Annotated in this window: 12 protein-coding genes; 8 read left to right on the top strand and 4 right to left on the bottom strand. The window is 71.0% G+C overall.

Annotated features, from left to right (window positions below; translation table 11 throughout):
- Positions 1 to 96: 96 nt before the first annotated feature.
- Positions 97 to 423 (bottom strand): nuclear transport factor 2 family protein, encoded by a 327-nt coding sequence (locus ACYVMZ_RS02050; RefSeq protein ID WP_461074765.1) that lies wholly within the window; start codon positions 421 to 423, stop codon positions 97 to 99.
- Between the two features lie 197 nt (positions 424 to 620).
- Here ACYVMZ_RS02050 and ACYVMZ_RS02055 point away from each other — a divergent pair, with 197 nt between their 5' ends.
- A complete protein-coding gene (locus ACYVMZ_RS02055) occupies positions 621 to 1,166 on the top strand; it encodes a DoxX family protein (RefSeq protein WP_461074767.1) in 546 nt (181 codons plus the stop codon).
- Positions 1,167 to 1,343: 177 nt separating this feature from the next.
- Here ACYVMZ_RS02055 and ACYVMZ_RS02060 read toward each other — a convergent pair whose 3' ends face one another.
- Positions 1,344 to 1,697: a pyridoxamine 5'-phosphate oxidase family protein gene (locus tag ACYVMZ_RS02060; protein ID WP_461074769.1), complete on the bottom strand. Its 354-nt coding sequence runs from the start codon at positions 1,695 to 1,697 to the stop codon at positions 1,344 to 1,346.
- A 119-nt stretch (positions 1,698 to 1,816) separates the two neighbouring features.
- Between ACYVMZ_RS02060 and ACYVMZ_RS02065 the strand changes: the two genes are divergently transcribed.
- Positions 1,817 to 2,206 (top strand): MazG-like family protein, encoded by a 390-nt coding sequence (locus tag ACYVMZ_RS02065; RefSeq protein ID WP_461074771.1) that lies wholly within the window; start codon positions 1,817 to 1,819, stop codon positions 2,204 to 2,206.
- Between the two features lie 354 nt (positions 2,207 to 2,560).
- The gene (locus ACYVMZ_RS02070; RefSeq protein WP_461074773.1) at positions 2,561 to 4,588 is read left to right on the top strand and encodes an N-6 DNA methylase; all 2,028 of its coding nucleotides are present in this window, start codon (positions 2,561 to 2,563) and stop codon (positions 4,586 to 4,588) included.
- A 5-nt stretch (positions 4,589 to 4,593) separates the two neighbouring features.
- Here ACYVMZ_RS02070 and ACYVMZ_RS02075 read toward each other — a convergent pair whose 3' ends face one another.
- Positions 4,594 to 6,081 (bottom strand): serine/threonine protein kinase, encoded by a 1,488-nt coding sequence (locus ACYVMZ_RS02075; protein ID WP_461074775.1) that lies wholly within the window; start codon positions 6,079 to 6,081, stop codon positions 4,594 to 4,596.
- Positions 6,082 to 6,231: 150 nt separating this feature from the next.
- Here ACYVMZ_RS02075 and ACYVMZ_RS02080 point away from each other — a divergent pair, with 150 nt between their 5' ends.
- From ACYVMZ_RS02080 to ACYVMZ_RS02095, 4 genes are read left to right on the top strand one after another with little or no spacing between them, the layout of a single operon-like run.
- Positions 6,232 to 7,875 carry a PD-(D/E)XK nuclease family protein gene (locus ACYVMZ_RS02080; RefSeq protein WP_461074777.1) on the top strand — a complete coding sequence of 548 codons (1,644 nt, stop codon included), beginning with the start codon at positions 6,232 to 6,234 and terminating at the stop codon, positions 7,873 to 7,875.
- Positions 7,872 to 9,047, top strand: a complete 1,176-nt coding sequence (locus ACYVMZ_RS02085; RefSeq protein WP_461074779.1) for a pPIWI_RE_Y domain-containing protein — start codon at positions 7,872 to 7,874, stop codon at positions 9,045 to 9,047. The genes ACYVMZ_RS02080 and ACYVMZ_RS02085 overlap by 4 nt, the downstream gene beginning before the upstream one ends.
- Positions 9,040 to 12,645, top strand: coding sequence for a pPIWI_RE_Z domain-containing protein (locus tag ACYVMZ_RS02090; protein WP_461074781.1), 3,606 nt, complete (start codon positions 9,040 to 9,042; stop codon positions 12,643 to 12,645). Before ACYVMZ_RS02085 ends, ACYVMZ_RS02090 begins: the two co-directional genes overlap by 8 nt.
- Positions 12,646 to 12,668: 23 nt before the next feature.
- Positions 12,669 to 15,638 carry a pPIWI_RE module domain-containing protein gene (locus tag ACYVMZ_RS02095; protein WP_461074783.1) on the top strand — a complete coding sequence of 990 codons (2,970 nt, stop codon included), beginning with the start codon at positions 12,669 to 12,671 and terminating at the stop codon, positions 15,636 to 15,638.
- 6 nt (positions 15,639 to 15,644) lie between these two features.
- Here the strand turns inward: ACYVMZ_RS02095 and ACYVMZ_RS02100 are convergent, their stop codons facing one another.
- Positions 15,645 to 16,610 carry a serine/threonine-protein kinase gene (locus ACYVMZ_RS02100; protein ID WP_461074785.1) on the bottom strand — a complete coding sequence of 322 codons (966 nt, stop codon included), beginning with the start codon at positions 16,608 to 16,610 and terminating at the stop codon, positions 15,645 to 15,647.
- Between the two features lie 197 nt (positions 16,611 to 16,807).
- On the opposite strand from ACYVMZ_RS02100, the gene ACYVMZ_RS02105 reads away from it, so the two are divergent.
- Complete coding sequence (locus ACYVMZ_RS02105; RefSeq protein WP_461074787.1) at positions 16,808 to 22,036, top strand: DEAD/DEAH box helicase; 5,229 nt, start codon at positions 16,808 to 16,810, stop codon at positions 22,034 to 22,036.
- Positions 22,037 to 22,041: the final 5 nt, after the last annotated feature.

A 22,041-nucleotide genomic window follows, 5' to 3' on the forward strand; every position in this document is an offset into this window, starting at 1 on the left:
AGCGCACGCGAAGGCAAGGTCCCGCTTGGGATTTCGGGATGTGGGACTTCGGGATTTCGGAACCGGAATTTCGGGCCTGACCGGTCTCGAAGCGGTTCAGGCCTGGCCGGTCTCGAAGCGGGAGATCCTGCCGTCCTCGTCGATGGTGAAGCTCCACCGTGTGCGCATCTCGCCCCAGGTGTCGTTGCTGTAGCGGGCGATGAGGGAACGGCCGCCGTTGGACTCGTTGTCGACCTCCATGTGGCCGTGGGAGGAGAAGATCTCCCGGTCGATCCAGTCGGCGAGGTCGCGGTCGGCACCGTCGTCCGCCATGGTCGCGCCGGGCGCGAGGATCGCCATGAAGCCCTCGCGGTCGTGGTGGTTGACGGCGGTGACGAAGGCACGGACGGCCGGGTCGCTGAGGCGGGTGGTCTGAATCGTCATGCACGCCAGCCTCGTACCGGCCGCTGCGGCGCGCCACCCGCGCCACCCGAACGGCGGCCCGGGCGGGCCCGCCGGGTGTCGCCGGGCGTCAGGGGTGCGACGGTGGACACGCGGAGGGGAACGCGAGGCGAGCGTGAAGAACCGCGAGGCGAGCGTGGGAAATGTTCCTGCTGTCTGTTCCCGGAGACGGAGACGACGTGACGAGCTACGACCGACGTGATCTGGGCCTGCTGCTGCTCCGGCTGGGAACGGGCGGTGTGCTGGCGGCGCACGGCGCGCAGAAGCTGTTCGGCTGGTTCGGCGGGGGCGGGATCCAGGGCACCGGCGAGTTCATGGAGTCCGTCGGCTACGCCCCGGGCCGGGCCAGCGCGACGGCGGCGGGCCTCGCGGAGGCCGGCGGCGGCACGCTGCTGGCGCTGGGCCTGGCCACCCCGGCGGCGGGCGCGGCGGCGGCCGGCGCGATGGCGGGCGCGGCCGCGGTGCACGCACCGGCCGGCTTCTTCAACCAGAGCGGCGGCTACGAGTACGCCGCGTCCCTGGGCCTGGCCGCCACGGGCATCGCGGTGGCAGGGCCGGGCCGGTTGTCCCTGGACCACGTACTCGGCCACCGCTTCGACCGGGGCTGGATGGTGCCGACGGCACTGGCGGCGACGGCGGCGGGCGTGGTGCTGGTCGTGGGGGCGCGCGGCAGGCGACTGCGCAAGGAGAAGGAGGGCGAGCAGGAGCCGTTGTTCGAGGAGTAGGCAGGAGGCCGACGACGCCTGGTCAGCCTCCCATGACGCCGGGAGCCGGTCCCGGAAGTCCAGTAGGCCCGCCCAGGTGGGCCGAAGTGCGATACGCGCCATCCTCGTCTCGGGGTGTCGGGCCTGGGCGACGTAGGACGCTCCGCCCTCCTCACCCAGATAGCGGCGCGCCGCCCGCTACTGTTCCGGCACCATGCCGTCGACCTCGGTGACCGAGACCCGGCCGCTCAGCATGACGTCCGGCGGCGGCTGGGGTTCCGTGTCGATCGTGACGGCCACGTCCGGGTTAGCCCGCAGGGCACGCAGCCGCCGGGTCGGCCGGCTGATCCCCAGCGAGGGGCAGTGGATGAATGTGGCCATGACCAGCTCGCCACCGTCCCAGACGAACCAGGTCGATATCACCCTGGGTGTCCCGTCGACGGCCATGTAGGCCAGGCGCGCGGGGATGGTCGAGTGCAGGAGCCGCTGGGCGACGTCGGTCTCGAGCAGCTTCAGGTCGCCTTGGGGCAGGTGATCCCGAGACAGGTCCATGGATCATCTCTCGTTCGACGGGTGGAGGTGATGACCCGCGAAGCGGGGCGGACTCATCGCTCCCGGTGACGCTTCCTCCCGCCCCTCGTTGTCAGACCCCCATGGCAGGCTCTGCCCCCATGAACGACCACGCGACGTCCGCCCCTTCCCCGTCCGCCCCTGCCCGGACCGACCTCTGGGACTCCATCGACGACCTGTGGACCTGGCTGGACGCCAACCGCCCGGCCAGCGGCCGGGAGGATCTGCTGCTGCGGATCCTGAAGCTGTCGGATGAGGTCGGCGAGGTCGCCGAGGCGGTGATCGGCGCGACCGGCCAGAACCCGCGCAAGGGCGTCACCCACACCTGGGACGACGTACAGGCGGAACTGTGCGACGTGGTCATCACAGCCCTGGTGTCGCTGCGGACGCTGACGGCGGAGGCGCGGGAGGTGTTCGGGCGGCATCTGGCGCGGGTGACGGAGCGGTCACTGGGGACGGACGGCCGGGGCGTCCTGGCGGGAGACGCGTGAACAAGCACCGGCGTGCGCGCGTACCCCCTGGTCGAACACCCATCCCCACCCGTGGGCGAACGCACCGCGGCCTGCGACGCCCCCACATCACCACAACGACGGCAGGCGCACAAGGAACGCTCATCAAACGCACGCCTCGAGCAGCCACTTCAAGGGATCGCCAACTCGTCCACTCGGCGTAGGGCCTCGCCTCACCGGGACATGCGACCGCCCCGGACCGGCCGAGCGAGCAATGTGAGGCGCGCAGTGTGGGCCCCACCATGTGCGTAAACTCAGTCAAACAATGCGCCCCCTCATACGCAGGTGATCACGGATCCATTAGGCGCGAGGCCGCCACGAGCTCCGGAGGAGATCATGTCCACGACCGCAGGGTCGCCCCCGGTTGTCGTCACCCTGGCGGAGATCGCCCGCATCGCGGGGGTCGGGCGCGCCGCCGTCAGCAATTGGCGGCGACGGTACGACAACTTCCCCTCTCCTGTCGGCGGCACCGACACGAGCCCGCAGTTCTCACTTCCGCAAGTCGAGGAGTGGCTCAGGCGGGAGAACAAACTCAAGACGGCGCTGAACCCGCTCGACCGGCTCTGGCCGGAATACGAGTCCCTGGGCGACCGGGAAACGACGGGCCTGCTGGTGGCCCAGGTAGGACTCCGGCAGAGCGGCGTCAAGACGGGCAGGCCGGCGGTGGGGCCGCTCCTTGATCAGCGTCAGACTCGCCTTCTGGAACGCACTCTCGAGCTGGCAGAGCAGGACGAGGAGCACAGGGCCTTCGACCTCCTTTTGGAGCGATGGCTCCGGACGCACGTGCGGCAGATCACAACGACTCCGGTGCAGCTGGCCGAGCTCATGGCCCAAGCCGCAGCCATGAATCACCCCGGACCTGTACGGACCGTGCTGGATCCTGCGTGCGGGGTGGGAACGTTGCTCGTCGCAGCCGGCCGACAGTGGGGTGCTGACCATGCGGTGGGATGGAGATTCCTGGGCCAGGACAGCGACGCGGTTCTTGTGGAGCTGGCCAAGGCGCGCCTGGCGGTCGGCGGGTTCGCCGAGCGTGACCTGTCCAACGTCTCGTTGGCAGCGTGTGACACGTTGCGGGCCGATGCCCACCCCGGAGCGCAGGCCGATGTGGTCCTTTCCAACCCGCCGTCGAACGAGCGTGACTGGGGTCACGCGGATCTCGCCACAGACCCGCGTTGGGTGTACGGGCAGCCTCCGCGCACCGAGCCGGAACTCGCCTGGGTACAGCATGCCGCGGCAGCTCTGGCTCCTGGCGGCGTTGCGGTTCTCGTGTTGCCGCCCGCTGTGGCGGCGCGCCGCGCGGGTCGCCGGATCCGGGCCGGTCTCCTGCGGTCCGGCGTGCTCCGGACCGTGATCGCCCTGCCGCCCGGTGCCGCCCCGCCTTACGGCGTCGGGCTGCATCTGTGGATCCTGTGCGCGGACGGTGCCGAAGGCCCGGGCGGAGCAGACCGAGCGGAGCTCACGTTCGTGGACACCACACACACCGCCCGTCCCGTGTCCGTCGACAGAGGCGGCATCGACTGGTCCGCCGTGACGGCGCAGATCGTGGGGGTTCTCGGCGGTACAAGCACGCTGGGAAGCGTCTCGGTGCCCGTGGTCGACCTGCTGGACGACCAGGTGGACCTCACGCCTGCGCGGCGTGTTCCGAGGACACGGGCCGCCACCATCGTCGACCTCAGGCGCCTCTGGACACGGTTCGACGTGCATATGAGGGAACTTCGCGATGCCGCCGACGCCCTCTCGGCACTCGTACCCGCAGACGGCGACGAGACGGTTCCGCTCATCAGCGTCGGCGAGCTGGAACGAGCCGGAGCCCTGGAGATCCGGACCGGGCAGGGGCTGCCAGAGTCTCTGGTGCGCCGCGGGGAACGCCAGGAGGACGAGGCGCGCGTCCTCACAGGTGCTCCGCTGTCCGGGCAGGCGCAGCTGTGGCTTCCGGCGTCAGCCGTCGCGGCGGGCGAGCAGGACGGCTCGCTCACGGTCACAGCGTCCCAGGACGTCATCGTCTCGGTGCTGGCCCGGGCCTTCGACGTACGGGTGGACACCGACGCCCCGTCCGTCCTGGGGCCCCAGCTCGCGGCGCTCAGGGCGAATCCCGCCGTTCTCGACCCATGGTTCCTGTCCGGCTGCTTGCGTGCCCCGGCCAATGTGCACAGAGCCGGCACTCACGCGTCCACCACGTCACGCATCGACGTGCGGCGTCTGCACATCCCGAGGCTCTCGCTGGAGGAACAGCGACGGTACGGGGACATCTACCGGAAGATCACCACCTTCGAACGCGAAATGACCGATATGAAGAGCGTGGGCGGTGAGCTGAGCCGGGCGCTGGGGGACCTGCTGGCCGCGGGGCACCTTCCCCGGAACTGATCCGGCTACAGCTCGGGCAGCCGGGCGAGGAGGTCGGTCACCCGCGCTTCGTAACCGGATTCAGCCAGCTCGACGGCGACCTCGCGGCAGCGGTTCGTCAGCCGGTCGGAATGCGGTACGGCGACGAGAGACAAGCTGTGCACCACCGCGCGCCAGCCGCTGAACGCCCCGGCGAAGTCCCCCTCGGGCATCAGGCATTCGGCAACCCCGAGACGGGCCTCCAGTACGAGAGGATCCGAGGGGTCTCCGTTCTCGGCCACGTGCTGGTACTGCTCTTTCGCCTCACCCGTACGACCGTCCAGCCGGGCGGCGTCGGCACACACCAGCCGCCCCTCCAGGACGATCGGCTCGCGGGCACCCCAGTCCGACACCGCCTTGGGCAGCAGGTCGAGGAGCTCGGCGCAGCGGTCGCCAGGACCGTCGGCGAGCAGTTCCGCCCGGGCCCGGGCGATCCGCCCCGCGAACTGGTTGCGTCCCAGCCACCCGCCACGACGGCGGACCGGACGTCGTGATGCGGCACGGGGGGTGAGCCGCGTGTCCGCCGCGCCGGCCACCGAGCTCTCCCGCAGCCGATAGCGCGCGGTCGGGTCCGGATCCAGTTCCGGATCCGGGGCCGGGTCGCCCGGATTCGGCAGGAAGTCACGAAGAACGCCCAGCACTTCGTCGATGGTCTCGGGGCGGTCCGCCGGGGCCTTGGCGAGGAGGTCCCAGGCCAGGTCGTCCAGTTCCTCCGGAATGCCGACATTGATGCTCCGCAGGCGCGGCGGCAGGTCCTCGAGGTGCTGGGTGTCCTTGTTCCGGTCCGGCTTGTCCTCGAAGGGCTTCTCTCCGGTGAGGAGTTCGAACAGCACACAGCCGAACGCGTAGAGGTCCACCGAGGCGGAGATGTCCTGCTGGCCCCGCAGCTGTTCCGGAGCCATGTACCCGGCGCTGCCCGGGGTCGCACCGAGTGCGGTGTAACGGGTCGCGTCGGGATCGGTGAGGTAGGCGATACCGAAGTCGAGCAGCTTCACCGCTCCGTCCGCGGAGGCGATGACCACGTTGCCCGGTTTCAGGTCGCGGTGCACGACGCCGTTCGCGTGCGCGTGCCCCAGGGCTTCGGCGACCTGGACGGCGATGGCGACAGCGGCGTCGAACGGGAATGGCCGGCGCATGTCCAGGAGTTCGCGCAGGCTGACCCCTTCGACGTATTCCATGACGAGGTACGGCTCCTCACCCAGGTAGCCACGGTGCAGCAGACGCGGGATCCCAGGGTGCTTCAGTTCCTCGAGGACGACACCCTCGCGTTCGAACCGTTTCAGCAGCTCGACCCGGCGTCGCGCGCGCTCTGCCGGAGTGAATCGGCCCTGTGTGTAAGCGTCGAGCCGCAGCACCTTGACGGCGACCAACTGCCCGGTTCCCAGATCGGTGGCCGTCCAGATGGTGCCCATGCCGCCCTGGTCGAGCGCCTCATTGACTCGGTAGCGGTCGTCGAGGACTTCCCCGGCTTCCACGCCTCACCCCCGGCTGTTCATGACCTGGTGTCAGTCACACTGTAGCGGTTCACGGATCACATCGAGTCAATCGCTTGACTAAGTTCACAAACATACGCTTCTCTGGGTGCGTTGGTGCTCTCGTCTCACCACGCCCGTAAGGGGTGCATCGTGTCGCTCCACCTGCCTCCGCCCGGAACGAACGGAGACATCCGGCTCATCCGCACCTCGCTGCCACTGCTGCGCGAGGACTCTCAGGACTGCCCGCGCGGCAACGCCCTGCGCGCCAGGGCGCTGCTCGGGCAGGTTCCGCCGCGCCCGCGGGGCAAGCCCGTCGAGGACTTCGCCCTCGGGCCGGTCATGAGCGTCCTGGACGCGATCGAGCACGAGGGAGAGGACGTCGACAGCGCCTTGACGCGGCTTCTGGGGAATCAGAAGTACCACGCCGGACACGTGAGTTGGGCCGAATCAGCCGTTCGGTCCTACCTGCTGGCGCGCACGGCGCGCGAAGCGCAGCGGCGCGTGCTCGGGCGCCCGCCGACTCTGCCGGTCCGCGCCCAGTGGACGGCCATCACCCAGCGCGAGGTCCCGGACGCCCGCGGGGCGATCCGCTACGAGCGCACGGCGTGGGGACGACGGTACGCGTCCGCCGACGGGTCGGAACGTGAGCTGTGGCTGCTGTCCGTGAATTCCGTCAAGGGGGACCGGCCGTCCGCCGAGATCGCGGAGGCGGCGGCCGTGGCAGTGACGGGCATCCCCTCCCAGTCGGCATTCCGGGACATCTTCCGTCCGGCGCCCGGCAGCACCGTCCGCCCGCAGCGCGTCCGGATCATCGGCATCGGCTGCGGCAGCGGCGATCACGACGTGCTGGCCGACTGGGACGCCGACGAGGCCGAGCGGCGGTTCACCGAGCACGCCAAGCCGGTGCTGCGCCGGGTGATCGAGGACGACCGGCTCAACCCCGGCTCCAGCTGCACACGCTGCGAAGGTCTGGTCGCGTGCGAGCAGCCGCCCCGGACTCCCGGCGTTCTCGGGGTGCCCGGGCCACGCCGCCCCCGCACCCGCCGCTCCGTATCGGCGAGCGACCTGCGCGTCCATGCGCGCTGCCCCGCGCAGTTCCACCTCACCCGCGTACTGCACCTGAAGTCGGGGGGTCCGGAGAGCGAGCCGATCCGCAGGGGGCGCGCGGTCGACGAGTGGCTCAACCTCCGTCACGAGAACGGATGCTGTCGCACGGCCCCCCTCCCGGACGCCCTGCCCGGTCTCTCCCCCGCCGAACTGCCGACCGCCCTCGCCCTGCTCGCCGAACACCAGCGAGCCTGCCCTCTCGACGGCCTGCCGTCCGACGAGGTCGTACGGGTGCAGCCACGCCTGACCGCGTACGACCCCGAACTGGACGTCGTCCTGATCGCCGACCCCGACCTCCTGTACACCCGCTCGGGAGGCTGGATCTGGCACGAGACGAAAACGGTTGCGAAACCCCCGTGGGAGGGACGCGCGTTGATGGAGACGTACCCGCAGCTCGCCTTCGCGGTGCTGATGATGTCCGCCGGAGTGCCCGGTGGTGATCCGCGCCGGTCGCTGATCGAGCTGGAGGTGCTGTACCTGGACGCGGAAGGGACCGGGAAGTCGCGCTGCGAGGAGATCGATCCCGGCGATCCGGACACCCGGACCGAAGCACGCCGCATCATCGCCGGGCTCGCCGGCCCCTGGGCGGTGGACGAGACGTACGCGCCGACGCCCGGCGGCCACTGCGGCGGCTGCGACGTGCTCACGCACTGCGCGGCCGGCCGCGCGCACCTGGAGGCACGGTGACCGCGACGACCGGCGACGGAACGCCGCTGCACGACGCCGACTGGTCCGCCCATCGCGGCATCCCCCTCATGCGCACGCTCGCCACCGCTCTCACGGTGCTCGACGCGGCCACCGGCCCCGAGGCCTACTCCCTGCCCTACCCGCCCGAGGTTCAGCGCGCCCTCGACCGGACGGTGCTGGCCTGTCTGGAGCGCGGGGCCGAGCCTCCGGTGAGCCTTCCGGACCTGCTGTCCTGGTGCCGCGAGCGACCGGTGGCGGACTGGCCGGTGGACCTGCCGGCCGAGGCGGCCGGACCGGATGATCTGCTGCTCGACCCGGACTCCTCGCGCCCCACCGAATTGTGCTACGAGTGGGCGGAGCAGTTCTCGGACAGCGCGCTGGTTCTCTACGACCGTGAGATCATCCGCGCCGCGCTGCGGTTGTGCCGCGAGTACGGCGAGGAGGACGCGTACACCGAGTTCCGGCGGCTCCTGGTCACCCGGCCCGTCCTCACCTCGGCCGAGGAGTGGGCCGTGTCGATGGACCATGTGCTCGACCCGGTGAAGGAGCTTCTGAGCCGCATCTACAGCCCCGTCCCGGACAGTTATCTGCGCGGTGACGTCTACGCGACCTGCGGCCGGTGTCTCACCCTGCTGACGCCGCTGCCCGACGGCGGCTGGTGGTGCGAGCGGGACCGCTGCCGCCGCCGGGGCCGGCCGCCGGTGGGGCGCCGCATCTCGAAGGAGGAGGCCGGTGAACTGCTGCAGCTGGCCAGGCCGTTGCGCCAGTTCGTCACCGGTCCCGGGCGGGCGGAGGTGCAGCTGGAAGGGCGGCTCACCGCGCTCGGGCTGAAGGTGCGGATGTGGCCGGCGTACGACGCCTATGACGTGCACATCACCTTTCCCGACGGCTGGGAGTGGGCGGTGGATGTGAAGGACTGGGCCCATCCGGCGTTCCTGGGGCGGGCTGCCCGGCCGGTGCCGCAGGAGCCCCGGTACGACGAGGCGTTCTGGGTGGTGCCGCAGGACCGTGTCGACGACCGGCCGGGCTACATCGCCACCTATGAGCGCAACCGCCCGGCCGCCGCCCGCCGAGTTCCGTTGCTCACCGACACTCACCTGCTCGCCCGCGCCGAGGACCGGCTCGCGCGCGTCGGCGGAGCCACGCGTAAGGAGGAGACCGGCGATGCGTGACCGCGACAGCTGGCATCACCCGGTCAGCAGGGAGCTCGCCCGCTTGTGGGACGAGGTGCCCGCCGAACTCGGCGACGTGAAGCCCAGTCTGCTGTGTCAGGCGGAACTGGCCCTGCGGATCCTGGAGCACATCGCGCCGCATGAGCCCGCCCGTGGTGCCTACGTCCTGTTCGGCGGCTACGAGTTCGCCGGCGCCCGGGGATACGTGTCCTCGCCCGAACACGAGGTCATGCTCATCGCGGGCCGCCATCTGCTGTGGCACCTGCGCCGCGGCCGCACCTGGGAGCGCACGCTGGAGACCTACCGGGGCCTGCCGGACCGGTTTCGGGCCTATGAGGTCCTCGCGCTCGACCGGCCGGCGCGGCGGCGTGAGCCGGCCGTCGCCTCGGACCGGTTCGCCGTGTACGACGACGCTCTAGCCGCGCTGCCTCCGCTGGCCCGCAAGGCCCTGCCCCTCGCGCCACCCGGCCGTGCCACCTTCGTCGACCGGCGCCGTCCCACCTCCGTGACGCTGCCCGAGGAACTGCGTCCCGACCCCGTTCCCGGTCACGCCCCGGAGACGGGACGGCCGGGGAAGGGTGAGCCGCTCACGATCAGCCGGGCCGAACTCGTCGAAACGGCCCGCTGGATGGACGCGACGGAGCGGGCGAACGAGGTGGAGAACCCGGGCCACTGGGAGGATCGCCTCACCGAGCTGCACATCTTCCCGCGCGACGCGGACGGGCTGGGCTTCTCGCAGGAGGGTGATCTCCGGCTCGACGGACTGCTGCACCTGGCCGGCATGGTCGGTGCGGGCAAGTCGACCCTGATGACGCTCCTCGCGGTCTGGGGAGCCCGCCGGACTCCGGCGCTGCGCACCACGCTCGTCGTGGGCGACGTGGCCGAACAGCTGCGCCTCACGGCTCTGTTCCGCGATCTGGGACTGACCGCCACGCCGGTGCTGGGTCTGACCACACGGGAGACCCATGTGCAGCGGCTGCACCGGCGGCTCGCCTCCCGCGGCGTGCACAACCTGCTGGACCACGACGACCCGGGCTTCGACCACCTGAGCACCGTGTGCGTGGTGGACGCCCTGCGCGGCACCGAGGCGGCACAACCCCTGCGGCTCGCGGACGCGCCGTGCACCTCGCTCTACCCGCAGAAGAAGCACACGCAGGACGAGAACCCGGACTCCGCCGCGCTGCCCGAGCCCTACCGGCCGGGGCAGCGGCGGCCCCCGGCCGAGGACGACCGTCCGGCTGAGGTGAAGGGAACACCGCACGGGTGCCCCCTGTGGTACGTGTGCCCGCGTCACCGTGCGGCCCGGGAGCTGGTCGACTCCCTGATCTGGGTGGCCAACCCGGCGAGCCTCGTACAGTCCGCCGTACCGCGCCACCTGGGCGACGAGCGGCTGCGCCACCTGGAACTGGCCTGCCTGCGCAGCGACATCATCGTCGTCGACGAGGCCGACTCGGTGCAGATGAAGCTGGACGAGATCTTCGCGCCCTCGGCGACGCTGGTCTCCCCCGGCCCCGAGTCCTGGCTGGACCAGGTGCAGACCCACCGCATCGAGGAACTGTGCCGGCAGGGCCGGCTGCCGCTCACCGACCAGGAGGTCGAGCGCTGGTCCGCCTCACTGACGGTGGTCCACGCCGCCACGGACCGCCTGTACAAGCTGCTGATCTCCGACGCGGACCTGCGCGAGTGGGCCGACATCGAGTACTTCAGCCCCTGGACCCTCCAGGAGAAGCTGTTCGGCTCCTGGTTCGCACACGACCCCGATGTCGGCGCTCCGGACGGGGTATCCGACGAATCGGAGCTGTACGAGGCGTACGAGGACGACGCTCCGGAGCCCGAGTCGGCCGGGCCGGAGGTGGATGCCCACCGTGCCGAACTGACCGAACGGTTCGACGACTTCCGGGACGATCCCCTGGGTGGCCAAGGCCCGTACGGCAACCTGACGGATGAACTGGTGCGCCTGGCTCAGGACCTGCTGACCACGCTGTCCTCCTCGGACACCCGCGAGCGCGTCCTCGCCGTGCTGCGCCCGCTGCTCGCGGGCACCCCCGCCTCCGCCCGGGCCCAGGACGAGGCCTGGCTCGATCTGACCGCTCGGCGCCTGGAGTTCATGCTGCTGCTCAGCGCCCTGAACCAGCGTCTCGACCGGCTGGTCTTCCTCTGGCCCCAGGTCGAGGCCGCCCTCCACCTGGACTCGACTGGCAACGAGCTGTCCCGCCGTCCGCCGCTCGACTACGCCCCCCTGGTGCCGGAGGCTCCGATGGGCAACGTCCTGGGGTTCCAGTACCTGCCCGACGAGCGGGAACGCGATGTCGAGGGACGGAACAGCGGCACCCTGCGCTTCTTCCGGTGCGCGGGTGTGGGCCGCGAACTCCTGCTCTCCCTGCCCGACGTGGGCGCCGACGCAGGCCGCGGCCGGAAGGGACCGCACGTCGTGTTGATGTCCGGCACCAGTTGGGCGGGCACCTCGACACGCGCGCACGTGGTCGCCCCGGTGGGCGCGGTGCTGACACCCTCGCCACGGTCCCTCGCAGCCGTGAGCGCGTCGGAATTCAGTACGCACTTCCTGTACGACGACGAGGGCCGCCCCCTGAGCCTGTCGGGCACCGACCCGAAGGCCCGGCCCGCCGCCTGCCGGGCGATGGTCAGCCGGCTCGGCTCCCCCGGCCGGGGCGGCGCCCCCAGCCCGCTGGAGCAGGAACTGGCCAGGGTCGCCGACAGCCGCCGTCGCCGGGCGATCCTCCTGGTCGGCAGCTACAAGGAGGCGCACACCGCGGCGGAGGTCCTGCACGACATGGAGCGCTGGCACGGCCGCGTCCGTGTGCTGACCGCGGACGACGCCGACCTGGAGCAGGCCGTGCGCGGCTCGGCACCGCCGCGGGCGGAGGCGGACCGGGTCACGGCGCTGCGCCGGGGCGATCTCGCCATGTTCGCCCAGGACCCCACGGCGGAGATCCTCGTGGCCCCGCTGATGGCGGTGGAACGCGGGCACAACATCCTCAACGCCCAGCGCAACGCGGCTTTCGGCACGGCGCTGTTCCTCGCCCGGCCGCATCCGCGCCCGGACGACCTTGCCCTGGCCGTGTTCGCGATCAACGACTGGGCGGCCCGGTTCGCCCGCGACGAACCCGGGCTGCCGCAGGGCACGTTCAGCAAGCTGGTCATGGCCGCGACGGACCTGGACGCGGCTGGGCTGGCCTTCCGGCACGTGGCGCGCGCCGAGTGGCGTCGACTGCTGTCCCGCCGCTACATCTACTCCCGCCTGTCCGACCACGAGAAGACGTCCTTCACGTGGGACCAGCTGGTGACGATCTGGCAGGTCATCGGCCGTCTGGTGCGGGGTGGGGTGCCCGCCCGCGTGGTCTTCGTCGACGCCCGGTTCGCGCCGCGTACGGCCAAGCTACTGTCACCCGGTGCCGCGGCGGCACCGCTTCCGCAGGAGGACGGCCTGCTGACCGGTCTGCGCGACGTGCTCGCCCCCTACTTCGCGGAGGGCGCCCCGCCGCCCGACTGCCCGGATCCGGCGGACCCCGCGGTCGCCCGGCTGCTGTACGCGCCGCTGTACAAGGCGCTGCGCGCCATCGAACACCACACGTCCTGACCTTCACCAGAGAGGACCTGACCATGGCTCGCCGTTACGATTCCATCCGCACCGCCGCCGCGCGTCCCGTCTCCCGCGACGCCTCGGTGGTCGAGCGCTACCGCGCGCTGCCCTTTCCCGAGGAGTGGACCGGGGCGCTGCTGGCCCTGTGCAACGCGGGCCGTGACAAGCCGCTGGAGACGGTGCCCACGTTCCGTATGGACCAGGTCGTGCAGGCGCTCGCCCCCGACGTCCTGGTGCGGCCCCGCCCCAACCGCCACCGCGGGGAGGGCCGGGACTTCTGGCTGTACGCCCCCGAGGACGTGCCCGATCCGCTGCCCGACGCGGCGCTCAGGGGGCTCCTCGGTGCCTGGCTGAAGGATCTGCGGCCGGAGCCCGAGTTCCGTTCGCTGTTGTCCGAGACCCGCTCGGCGCTGCTGGAGAACCCTCCCCGGTGGCAGGAGGGCGTACCCGTGGAGCTGCTGCGCCACGAGCGGCCCACCGACGGTGACACGGCCGCTCCGGAGCCGCGCCAGTTCCAGCTGTCCACCGACTGGCTGGCCCGGCGGATCCTCGCCCTGGAGCCCTATGACTTCGCAGGCGGGCGACTGCGTTTCCGGGCGATGCCGCGCGGGCCGATGGACCGGGGCGCCGAACTCGTCTCACAGGCGCTGGAGTTCGAGGGAAACCGGGGTTCCGAGTGGTACTCCGTCGTCCTGAACATCACGCTGCAGACGGTCCCCTTCGACCCGCTGCCCCGCTTCCATGTGCACAGCCACATCCGCCGGTACGCGACCCGGGTGAGCGCCAGGACGGGGCGGCTGTACCTGCCGTTCGGCCGCCGCACCACGGTGCTGCTGCGCCCGCGGGTGCCCTGGCTGCCCGGGGCGCCGGCGAGCGACCGGTTCGCGGTGGCGCGACTCGCCTGGAGCCTGGGCGGGTACGACTGGGTCGGCGGCGGGCCTGCCGGGATGCTGCGGAGCATGTCCCTCACGGAGTCGTTCCCGGACGCCGACGCCATCCTCACCGACCCGGCCGGCTGGCTGGCGGACGACATGCGTGCGGCGGTCCTCTACAGCACGGCCATGGGGACGCACGAGGTCGGAGCAGGCCTGATGACAGACCAGCGCTCGAAGATCGTGGAGTGGGCCCTGCAGGCCCTTCCGGAGCAGTTGGAGCCGGTGCCCGCGCTGGTCCGCACCCGGCTGTCGGGCAGCACGCCCGGCAACCCTCGTCAGGAGCCCTCCAAGGAACCGGCGAAGACCGAGGAGGAGCGCAGGCGCGCGGAGGCCCGGCGGCGCGGCACGGCTTTCGCGCTGCGCCATCTGCCCCAGGACCTTTCCCCGGGCGAACTTCCCACCCTTCACGCGCACTTGCTCTGGCAGACCCCGGTGATGCGGGACACCGCGATCAACGCTCTCGTCGCGCACCTGGATCTGAAGGGCGACGGCGGCGCGCCGGCGACTGAGGAGGCCTACGACGGCACGGTGGTCCTGGAGTGGCAGTCCCCCGAACTCACCGTGCGGCTGCGCTGCCGCAGGCTCTCCCGCTCTCTCGGCCAGGACCTCGCCCTGCCGGAGGGTACCCGGCACTCGCGGGCCGCGATCACCACCGCGATCCGCGACCGCCGCCGGGAGATGACTGCCTTCCTCACCGAGGAGGGAGTCTCCTCGCCCGCGCCCACCCTCGCCCTGGTGGAGATCGACCGGGCCAAGGACTTCTCGTCCCCCGACCACGACGCGAAGTTCGCGCTGCGGCTGGGCTGCGCGGACGCCGGCGTGCTCACCCAGTTCATGGCCGTGCCGAAGAAGGCCAAGGGCTACAACAGCGAGAAGAACAAGGAGTTCCGCGCGGCGAAGGCGTGGGACGACGGACTGCGGCAGCTGGGTGTGCGGGTCCACCCCGAGCACAGCCTCGGCGAGCGTCTGCCCACGGGGTTGCGGTACGCGGCGGTATGGATGGTGCGCATGAACCGGCGCAGCCGCACCCGGTGGGCGGGGCATGTGCCCGTTGCCGTGCTGGTCACCCCGGATCCGTCCGGTGAGGGGCTGGCCCGGGTGGAGGGCTGGGACGACGAGGCGCGCGCCTGGGTGCCGTACCCGGTGATGCTGCTGAAGCTGACCAGGCAGTGCGAGGTGCCGAAGGACGCCGTCCCCGCACCGCACGACGCCGAAGCCCCGGTGGCCCGGCCGTCCTGGTGGGCGGACATGGCCGAGCAGCGGCGGGCGACCGAGGAGTGGCTCCAGCGGGTGCGCCGCACGCTGCGCGGCACGCCGACCATGCTGCTGGCCCACGGGCAGAACATGCGCTCGCACTGGACGTGGCTCCAGGACGGCACCGTGGTGGCGGACAAGTTCCGCGACGGCCATGCCCCCTCGCGCCGCCTGGACCCGGACCTGCGGCTGGTGCGGGTGCGTACGGCACGCAACCGGGAGACCGCCCAGTGGTGGGGCGTGAACTCGGACGGCCCCAACGGCCTGGCCGCCCACCTGTGGGCGGACCCGGCCGCGGACCCCGACAAGGCCCGCGTCTTCTGGTCCACGACGCCCAAGGCCCGCACCTTCAAGCTGTCGGTCGCCGCCGACAAGCTGGCGCCCCGCGTCAACACCAAGGGCAAGGTGACCATCGACACCGACAAGGCGGCCTGGAATCCGGGGCTGGTGGAGATCGCCGTTCTGGGGTGCCACCCCGGCGACGGCGACGTTCCGCAAGCGCTCGCGCTCGCCGTGCACCAGCTCCGGCAAGCTCCCGACCTGCCGGACGCGCTGAGTCTGCCGTTGCCCCTCCACCTCGCGGGACTCGCCCAGGAGTACGTACTGCCGACCCAGAACGAGGACAGCGGGGACGGCGGCGACGCCATCGACTCCGCCTCCGACGCCGACCCGGACACGGGGGCGGCCCCGGGCATCGAGACGGCGCCCGAGCCGGAGGAGACGGACTGGGAGCAGCTTGCTTTGACGATCCCGGCGCAGTCCGCGTCTGTGGAGAACTTGCAGGAGACCGAGCTTCGTTGAGGTCCGCTACCGCGCCCCGTCCGCCTCCCTGGCCCACTGGCGGACGGGCCGCGCGTCCGGTGCCATGGGGAATCGGAACGGTCGGCACGGATCCGCCTCGGCCCAGGGCACCAGAGCCCGCTCCGGGTTTCCGGGCGCGGGGAGGTGAGCGGCGAGACGCCGATACACCTCACCCGCGTGTGCGGGGCGGTCGCCCGGTTTCTTGGCGAGGAGTTCCAGGACCAGGCTCTCGACGTCCTCCGGGACGTCGGGCCGCAGTTCCCGCAGAGGTTCGGGAGTGGCTTCGGTGTGCAGGCTCGGCACCATCAGCGGCGACTCGTGCTCGAAAACCGGTCGGCCGGTCAGCATTTCGTGGATCAGGCAGCCAAGGGCGTAGAGGTCCGTGCGCCGGTCCACGGGCTCGCCCAGCACCTGTTCCGGCGCCATGTACTGGAAGCTGCCGAGCCGTTCGCCGGTCGTGGTGAGCTTCTTGGTCTCCCCGTCGAGGATGGCCGCGACACCGAAGTCGAGCACCTTGACGACACCGTCGGTGCGGATGCGCACGTTGCCCGGCTTGAGGTCCCTGTGGACGACGCTCCGGGTGTGGGCGGCGGCCAGCACGGAGCAGATCTGCACACCGACGGCGGCGGCCTCCTCCAGGGTGAGCTTCTCCCGCTCCGCGATGTAATCGCCCAGGTCCAGACCCTGGACGTACTGCATGACCAGGTAGTGCGTGCCCGTTTCGACACCCAGGTCGTACACCGCCGCGAGCCCGGTGTGGTCGAGCCGCGCGACCGCCTTCGCCTCGCGCTCGAACCGCCCGGCGTCATGAGCGATCTGATCCGGTGTCAGCCCACTGGTCGGCGTCATCGTCTTGACGGCGACCGGTCGGCCCAGGTGTTCGTCGTCCGCCATCCACACCTGTCCCATGCCGCCGCGGCCGATGGGGCTCTTGATGCGGTAGCGCTTGGCGATGAGCGTTCCGATGTCCATAGGTGACTGAGTGTGCCACTGTCGTGCGCGACCAGGAATCGCACTGGTCCATCCTGTACACACCCCTCAAAGGCCTATACATGTTGACTGAGTTCACAGACGATGGTCTCATGGGATCTGAGGGATACCGGCCCGTCACAAGCACCTCAACCACTACGGTGAACGGTGCAGGTCGGCGTGGGAACGAGTGAGGTTTTGTGGACGTCTTCAAGGTGCACGAGCAGCTGATCGCCGACTATCAGGACTTCACCACGGGCTCCGTCGTCGTGAAGAACGAGCGGATCGAGGAGACCGTCCGCGAAGCGCTCGTACAGGGCAACCAGTGGCCCGACCCGTGGCTCTCCCTGAACCCCAGCTTCGCCCCCGGCGGCACCGTCGGTCAGCTGGTGGCCGGTGGCGTGCTGCACCCGGAGTGCGAGCGGATCTTCCGTGTGGGCAAGGAGAAGAACGGTCCGCCGGAGCAGGGGCGTCCCATCGCCTTCCACCGTCACCAGCGCGACGCGATCGAGGTGGCCCGCGCCGGCGGGAGCTACGTGCTGACCACGGGCACCGGCTCCGGCAAGAGCCTCGGCTACATCGTGCCGATCGTGGACAGCGTGCTGCGTGCCAAGGAACAGGGAGCGACCTCCGGTGTCCAGGCGATCATCGTCTACCCGATGAACGCCCTGGCCAACAGCCAGAAGTACGAGCTGGAGAAGTTCCTGCAGCACGGCTACGGCGAGGGCCGGGAGCCCGTCACCTTCGCGCGGTACACGGGCCAGGAGAGGGAGGACGAGCGCGAGAAGATCCTCGAGAGCCTGCCGGACATCCTGCTCACCAACTACGTGATGCTGGAGCTGATGCTCACCCGGCCCCGGGAGCGCAAGGCCCTCATGCGCGCCGCCCAGGGCCTGCGGTTTCTGGTCCTCGACGAGTTGCACACCTACCGCGGGCGCCAGGGCGCGGACGTCGCCCTGCTCGTCCGCCGGGTACGCGACGCCTGTGCCGCGCCGGACCTGCAGGTGGTGGGCACCTCGGCGACCATGTCGACCCAGGGAACGCTGGAGGACCGGCGGCGCGCCGTGGCCGACGTGGCGACGACCCTCTTCGCCACCCCGGTTACCCCGGACCGCGTCGTGGGCGAGACCCTGGTGCGTGCCACCCGCGACCAGGAACCGGCCGACGCGGAACTGGCCGAGCGCATACGGACGAACGCACCGTCCGCCGACTATCGCGTCCTCGCCGCCGATCCGCTCGCCTCCTGGATCGAGACCGTGTTCGGTCTGCGCACGCTCACCGACGGGCCGGACAAGGGCACTCTGGTACGGGCCGAGCCGACGACCGTTCAGAAGGCGGCCCGTAAGCTCGCCGCGCGCACCGGCGAGTCCGAGCAGGCGTGCGTGGCCGCCATCCGTGACACGCTGCACGCCGGCTCCCAGGCGCGGGACCCGGAGACCGGCCGGCCGCTGTTCGCCTTCCGGCTCCACCAGTTCCTGTCCAAGGGCGACTCCGTGTACGTCTCCCTGGAGGACGAGCGGACCCGGTACATCAGCCGCACCTACCAGGTGCGGGTGCCCGGCGACAAGGACAAGATCCTGCTGCCGCTGTCCTTCTGCCGCGAGTGCGGCCAGGAGTACCTGACCGTGGCCCGCGAGGAGCGCACGGACGGCTCGTACCGCTTCCGGCCGCGCACCGAGGACGACGAGGACAACGGCTACCTGTACGTCAGTGGCGAGAACCCCTGGCCGGACGAGACCGGCAAGGCGATCGACGAGCAGCGCTTCCCCGACAGCTGGCTGAAGACGGACGAGGACCGGGGTGTCCAGGTGCTCGTCGACAGCCGCCGCAAGCGCGTGCCGCAGCCGGTGTGGGTCAGGCCCGACGGCTCGGTCGTCGACAGGGAGCAGGGCCTGTACGCGGCGTACATCCCCATGCCGTTCATGTTCTGCCTCAACTGCGGGGTCAGCTACGAGTCCGCGCGCGGCAAGGACTTCAGCAAGCTGATGACGATGGACCAGGAGGGCCGTTCCACGGCCACCTCCGTCATCAGCTCCAGCATCGTGCGACACCTCAATCAGCTGCCGCCGAGCGAGCTGGACGACGACGCCCGCAAGCTGCTCACCTTCGTAGACAACCGCCAGGACGCCAGCCTCCAGGCCGGCCACTTCAACGACTTCGTCCTGGTGACCCAATTGCGCGGGGCTCTCTATCAGGCCATGACCGAGGCCGGCGAGGACGGCCTGCTGCACGAGGACCTGGCTCCCGCGGTGGTCGACAAGCTGGGTCTGAAGCCGCAGGACTACTCCGCGAACCCCAAGGAGGGCTCCCGGCAGGCCCGGCGCACCCGCGGGGCCCTGGCCAAGGTGGTCGAGTACCGCCTGTACCTGGACCTGGAGCGCGGCTGGCGGGTCACCATGCCCAACCTGGAGCAGACCGGCCTGCTGCGGCTCGAGTACGCGGACCTGGAGGAGATCACCGCGGAAGAGGACCGCTGGGCGGGGGCTTCCGGGCCGCTGCGCACCGCGGACCCGGCCAAGCGCGCGGAGTTGTCCCGCATCCTCCTGGACGAGTTGCGCCGCGTGCGCGCCCTGGACTTCCCGTACTTCGAGCAGTCCGACTTCGACGAGCTGCGCAGGCTGTCGTACCTGCTGACAGACCCGTGGGGGCTCGCCGAGACCGAGCGCACCCCGCCTCCGCCGGGCACGGCGTACGTGCGCCCGGGCCGCCCGAACCGGTCCCGCAGCGAGATGAACATCACCGCCCGGGGCGCCTTCGGCAAGTTCCTGCGCCGGCCCGGCCAGTTCCCGGCGCTCGGCCGGGCCCTGACCCTGGACGAGGCACAGCAGGTGATCGTCGATCTGGTCGAGGTGCTGGAGGACGGCGGCCTGCTCACCGAGGTGCCCGCAGGGCGCGGTGAGTCGCCCGGGTACCGCATCAACCACACGGCGGTGGTGTGGACGGCCCGCGACGACGAGTTCGGCGCGGTGGACCGGCTGCGCCGGACGTACGGCAAGGGCCGGGGCCCGCGCGTCAACCCGTTCTTCAAGAACCTCTACAAGAACGTCGCCGGCACGCTCGCCGGACTCCTCGCACGCGAGCACACCGCGCAGGTACCCGCGCCGGTCCGGGAGAAGCGCGAGGAGGACTTCCGCAAAGGCACCCCGCTGCCCCTGCTCTACTGCTCCCCCACGATGGAGCTGGGCGTGGACATCGCGAGTCTGAACGCGGTCGCGATGCGCAACGTCCCGCCGACGCCGGCCAACTATGCCCAGCGCAGCGGCCGGGCCGGCCGGCAGGGCCAGCCGGCGCTGGTGACGACGTACTGCGCCACCGGCAACAGCCACGACCAGTACTACTTCCGCCTGTCCCACCTGATGGTGGCCGGAGAGGTGGCCCCGCCCCGCCTGGACCTCGCCAATGAGGACCTGGTGCGTTCGCACGTGCACGCCATCTGGCTGGCGGAGACGGGCCTGGAGCTGGGCCGGCGCATCCCGCACATCCTGGACGCCGACGGCGAGGAACCGTCGCTGCGGCTCTTCCCGCACGTCGTCGAGCAGATCCGGGACCCCGCGGCACAGCGGCGGGCGCTGAAGCGGGCCACCGCGGTCCTGAAGGAGTCGATGGACCGGCTGAGCGCCACCTCGTGGTGGGACGAGCAGTGGCTGGAGCGCACGGTGGAGAAGGCACCGGGCGGTTTCGACAACGCGCTCGGCCGCTGGCGGGAGCTGTTCCGCAAGGCGCTGCGGGAGCGGGAAATCCAGCACCGGCGCATCCTCGACAACACCCTGGGCAAGGAAGCCTCGGCGCAGGCGGAGCGCCGCCGGCACCAGGCGGAGACGCAGCTGAAGCTGCTGAAGAACGAGGACACCTCGGGCAGCACCCTGCTGTCGGACTTCACGCCGTACCGGTATCTGGCCTCCGAGGGATTCCTGCCCGGGTACTCCTTCCCCCGCCTGCCGCTCGCCGCGTTCATCCCGGGCACCGGCCGGGCCGTGCGCGGCGGCCGGGACGGCGACTACCTGCAGCGCTCGCGTTTCATCGCGATCCGCGAGTTCGGCCCCGGCGCCTTCATCTACCACGAGGGCAGCCGCTTCCAGGTCGACCGCATCCAGCTGCCCACCAGCGCCTCCGGCGATCTGCAGACCGAGGAGGCCAAGGTCTGCGAACACTGCGGCTACCTGCACACCGGCGAGACGCTGGAGAGCACCTGCGACTCCTGCCACAAGGAGCTGACCGAGGCCCGCTACAACCTGCTCCAGCTCCGCACGGTCTTCACCAAGCGCCGGGACCGGATCTCCTCGGACGAGGAGGAACGGCAGCGCACCGGCTACTGGGTTGAGGTGTCGTACAAGTTCAACAAGCACGGCACGCGGGACGGATCGCTGAACGCGACGGCGGTCGATGCGGACGGCGCACAGCTCGCCGAGCTGACCTACGGCGACAGCGCCACCGTCCGCCTCACCAACCTCGGCTACCGGCGCAGCAAGCAGCGCTCCGGCTTCTGGCTGGACCCGGTCGAGGGCAAGTGGCTGGACGCCAAGAAGGACCAGGACAAGCCCGGCAAGGAGACCACCGAGGAGCAGGACGGGCTGGAGAGCGCGGAGAAGGCGGACCGCAAGGTGCCGGTGATCCCGTATGTCCAGGACACCCGCAACATCCTGGTCCTCCAGCTCGCCGAGAAGGTGGCCCCCGAGGTGGCGGTGACGCTGCAGTACGCCCTGGAGCGGGGCATCGAGGCGGAGTTCCAGCTGGAGGACAGCGAGCTGGACACCGAGCAGCTGCCCCCGCTCGACGGTCCGCGGGACCGCATCCTGCTCATCGAGAGCGCCGAGGGCGGGGCGGGCGTGCTGCGCCGCCTGCAGGCCGAGCCGGAGGCCCTGCGCCGGGCGGCGGCCCGGGCTCTGGAGATCGCCCACTTCCGGCCCGACGGCACCGACACCGGCGGCCGGGAGGGCGGCCCGCGCTGTGAGATGGGCTGCTACGACTGCCTGCTGTCCTTCGGCAACCAGCGCTGGCACCAAGTCATCGACCGCAAGCTGGTGTTGAACCTGTTGCTGCGCTTCGCCGGTGCGAAGGTCGCCGACGCCGGTCCGGGCGTCTCCCGCGACGAGCATGCCCGGGCCCTCACCGACGGCGCCGACAGCTCGCTGGAGCGCCGGTTCATCGCCTTCCTGTCCAGGAAGGGCCTGAAGCTGCCCGACAAGCAGCAGGTCTTCGTCTCCAGCGCGCTGTCCCGCCCGGACTTCGTGTACGAGACGAAGACCGGCCCGGTGGCCGTGTTCATCGACGGGCCGCACCACGACGACGACGTACAGGCCCAGCGGGACGAGGACGCGCAGGAGCGGCTGTACGACGACGGCTGGGACGTCATCCGCTTCCGTCACGACGACGACTGGTCCGAGGTCGTCGGCCGCTACCGTTCGGTGTTCGGCTCCGACGCCTCCTGACCTGC

The sequence above is a fragment of the Streptomyces deserti genome (assembly GCF_054782695.1).

Coding starts and splice junctions, on each gene's coding strand:
- ACYVMZ_RS02050 (WP_461074765.1), bottom strand. CDS start 423: ATGACGATTCAGACCACCCGCCTCAGCGACCCGGCCGTCCGTGCCTTC.
- ACYVMZ_RS02060 (WP_461074769.1), bottom strand. CDS start 1,697: ATGGACCTGTCTCGGGATCACCTGCCCCAAGGCGACCTGAAGCTGCTC.
- ACYVMZ_RS02065 (WP_461074771.1), top strand. CDS start 1,817: ATGAACGACCACGCGACGTCCGCCCCTTCCCCGTCCGCCCCTGCCCGG.
- ACYVMZ_RS02070 (WP_461074773.1), top strand. CDS start 2,561: ATGTCCACGACCGCAGGGTCGCCCCCGGTTGTCGTCACCCTGGCGGAG.
- ACYVMZ_RS02090 (WP_461074781.1), top strand. CDS start 9,040: ATGCGTGACCGCGACAGCTGGCATCACCCGGTCAGCAGGGAGCTCGCC.
- ACYVMZ_RS02095 (WP_461074783.1), top strand. CDS start 12,669: ATGGCTCGCCGTTACGATTCCATCCGCACCGCCGCCGCGCGTCCCGTC.
- ACYVMZ_RS02100 (WP_461074785.1), bottom strand. CDS start 16,610: ATGGACATCGGAACGCTCATCGCCAAGCGCTACCGCATCAAGAGCCCC.